This is a genomic window from Synechococcus sp. R6-5, from assembly GCF_047461775.1.
Lineage (GTDB): Bacteria > Cyanobacteriota > Cyanobacteriia > Thermostichales > Thermostichaceae > Thermostichus.
On the sequence record NZ_JANSHV010000256.1, the window covers coordinates 1 to 3,212 of the forward strand.

The 3,212-nt window shown below is 59.2% G+C and carries 1 protein-coding gene and 1 pseudogene; one reads left to right on the forward strand and one right to left on the reverse strand.

Going from position 1 to position 3,212, the window contains the following annotated elements; translation table 11 throughout:
- Positions 1-223: 223 nt before the first annotated feature.
- On the reverse strand, positions 224-523 hold the full coding sequence (locus tag NW818_RS12355) for a ferredoxin (RefSeq protein WP_011433206.1): 300 nt from the start codon (positions 521-523) through the stop codon (positions 224-226).
- A 569-nt stretch (positions 524-1,092) separates the two neighbouring features.
- Here NW818_RS12355 and NW818_RS12360 point away from each other — a divergent pair.
- A pseudogene (locus NW818_RS12360) lies at positions 1,093-3,212 on the forward strand (hypothetical protein); the annotation flags it as partial.

Here is a 3,212-nt window from a genome sequence, read left to right on the forward strand (position 1 = left end):
ACTCTTGGATGGCTTGAATCAGCCACTGCTCTTGCTCAGGCGTCATGGTTGTCGGGTGTTGCAGAATAAGGAAATCCTACCACCCTGAATCTCCCCTCTTGCCCTGGGAGAGGGGCTGGGGGTGGCTGTGTCAGCGGCGCGGAGCGCTTGGGCCACCCAAAACAAAAACCCCTCTCTCTTTAATAAAGAGGGGCCGGGGGTGAGGACGGAAATTCAAGCTCGATCAGTAAAGGGCTTCTTCTTGGTGGGTGATGATGGTGCAGTCGGAAGTAGGGTAAGCCACACAGGTCAGCACATAGCCCTGCTCGATCTGATCATCGTCCAGGAAGGACTGATCGCTTTGATCCACTGTGCCGCTCACCAGCTTGCCGGCACAGGTCGAACAGGCACCGGCGCGGCAGGAATAGGGCAGCTCGATCCCTTGCTCTTCCGCCACGTCCAAAATGTACTCGTCATCCGGCACATCGATGGTGACGTTTAAGCCTTGCTCCTCGTTGATCAGAGTGACCTTATAGGTAGCCATCCTGGTTGGGTCTCCAGAAAAAACATCCACTCCTCATCCTGCCACCCTTCTGCCCCAGATCAAGCACCCTTTTGTGAGGAAATAGGCAAATCTTCCGGTTTTTTGCAGGTGGATCCGGGAAAGCTTGCCGGGTAAGGGTTCTGGCTGCTCAAGAGGGCTGTTAGCCCGCAGCGTCTGCATGAAGGGTGAACCTCGGCTCCGATGGCAGAACTGCCGCAGATCCCACCGGTCATTCTTCCGCAATCCTCTCTGTTCAACTTGGACTTGGCAGGGATCCCTGTAGCTCCTGGGTTGCACCTGGAAAAAAAAATGGCAAGACTTGCCAAGTTGGGCGGATCTGACTGTATGATTTACGGAGTAACCAGAGCAACCGCTGACACAGGCGTGTGTGCGTCTCCCATCCGAGTATCAAGCCCTTAGCCTTCTCAGTTGCTTCGGGTTGGTTGATCGGGTAAGTTAAGGGAAGTGTTCAGCCGAACCCTACTTTTTTGGTTAAGAGGAGAAAAATGAACGGAAAAACGCATAAGTGGCTGTTGAAGTCACTTGGTTCTCTAACCTTGGCGTCTGCCGTGGTGCTTCTGCCCGTGATCTTGACAGGCTGTGGCGAAGACAGTACCAGCTCTGTGGTGCCTGTGCCTCCTCCACCTCCGCCGCCGGCTCCAACTCCGACTCCAGCTCCTACCCCAACTCCCACTCCAGCCCCAGCAGGCAGGGTGGTTGTTACGCCTGAGAGCGATATCAGTCGCATCATTGCCACTTCTGACCGGACGCAGCCTTTGACCATCGTTCTGCAGCCGGGTGTCTATCGCCAGAACATTGTGATTAACCGCAGCAACGTGACGGTACGTGGCGCTACGGGTCTGGTGGACGACGCGGTTGTGGTTGGTGCGGAAACGGGCGCTCCGGTACAGGTGACCAGCAATGCCGCTGGCGTTGTCCTGGAGAACTTCAGCATTCTCAACACCCGCTCCCTGGCGGCCATCGAGTACGGTATCAATGCCGAGGACGCCACTGAAGTTACCGTTACCGGCGTTGACATCGTTCTCTCCCCCACAGTAACCACTCCAGCTTCCCGTGGGGTAGCCATTGGCTTTGGCTCAGCTGCTGCTGGCGTCACCTCTAAGAACCTGACAGTAACCCGCTCCAACCTCTTTGTGGCTGGCGCAGCTAACTCAGCGGGTATTCGCATTGCCGGCGACAACGCAGGCATCAACCTGCGGGTGGAGACCAACAACATCTTCTTGGGCTACGCTGCAGCTCCCGATGGCGTGCGACCTGAGTTGATTAACTTGGTGCCGCAGGTGCCGCAGGATGTGGGTGCGGGCTCGGCTGGCATCTTTATCGAGCCTGCAGTGACCGGGCTGAGCTTGGTAACCTTTGCCGGCAACGCCATCACCCCCAGAACTGCGACGGCCAACGTCTATGCCATCCGCGACGAGCGGGGTAGTGGGCTGAATGCCGCGGAGCGCCGTGACATCGTTGCTAGAGGCACGCGCTTTGTATTTAACAGCAACACCAGCAACGTTTACCTCTCCATCACCCGCGCGATTGCCGAAGTGGCCGGTCCCAACCCAACGGTAACGGCTGGCCCCGGATCTTTTGTGGCCGAGGAAGAAATCGTTCTGCCCGCCGACAGGCCCGGCTTGACCTTGAACTCCATTGACGGCACGAGCACGGTGCGTTCGGTCAAGATCCTGGCCGCTGATGCCACGTTGGGCGGAACGGAGGGCAACGGCTTCCGGATTACTGGCATTTCCCCAGATCCGGACGATGGTGGGCCGGCTGCACCTTACCAAGTAGCCATTGGCGAGTGTGACCTAGCCAACCTCACCACCCGCAACGTAGAAGTCTCCTTCAACGATTTCACGCGGCCTACGCAGGCGCAGTCCTACGTCTCTGTGCAAGTCTGCGACTTCTCGCAGGCGGAGGTTTACAAGAACCTGCTGCGCGGCTTCACCGTTGCCGGCGTGCATGTGGTGTCGGCTGAGCCCAACGCGGTAACCATTCGCGAGAACCTCTTTGAGCCTTCCATCGGCAGCCCGGTCTTCATTGCGGCCATTGTGGATCGCCAGACTCAGGCACCGGGAACGCTGGCTCCTTTTGCCACGGCTTCGGTGAGGGGCAACACCTTCCGCCTGCCGCCGCAGGGCACTCTGGCTGTCTACGCTCGTCCCGGCGTTGACCTCACGCCAACCGCGGCGGGGGCCCTGGGTGGGGAGGGCACCATTCTCAAGGCCTTCTTCAACAACACCATCACGCCCACGCCCATCCCTGGCTTTGCCGTGTGCGGTCGCCAAGAAGGCTTGGCGGGAGCCTCGGGCAACCTTCTGAACTTCTTGGATACAGCTCCTTTCACCTCTACTGTCTTTGGCGCGGTGTCGGATGCCCTCTGCTCGGCAGTGGGCTTCGGCCCAGGGGCCAGTCTGCAGTTCCAGCCCGGCGGTGCGCCACCGGCAACGCCTACTCCCACGCCTACGCCTACGCCTGCCGGTGTGACGATCACTATCCCAGGCCTGCCTGCCGGCGCGACGGTGACGGTGACGGGGCCAGGCGGTGCTCCGGTCATCACCACTTCCACCTCGGTGTCTGTAAATGAGGCTACCTTCCCAGGGCCATTTACCATCCCCTTTGGTGGCCAGATTCGGGTGACTCCTGCCATTCCTTCGCCATCGGCCATCACGATCAGGGG

Coding starts and splice junctions, on each gene's coding strand:
- NW818_RS12355 (WP_011433206.1), bottom strand. CDS start 523: ATGGCTACCTATAAGGTCACTCTGATCAACGAGGAGCAAGGCTTAAAC.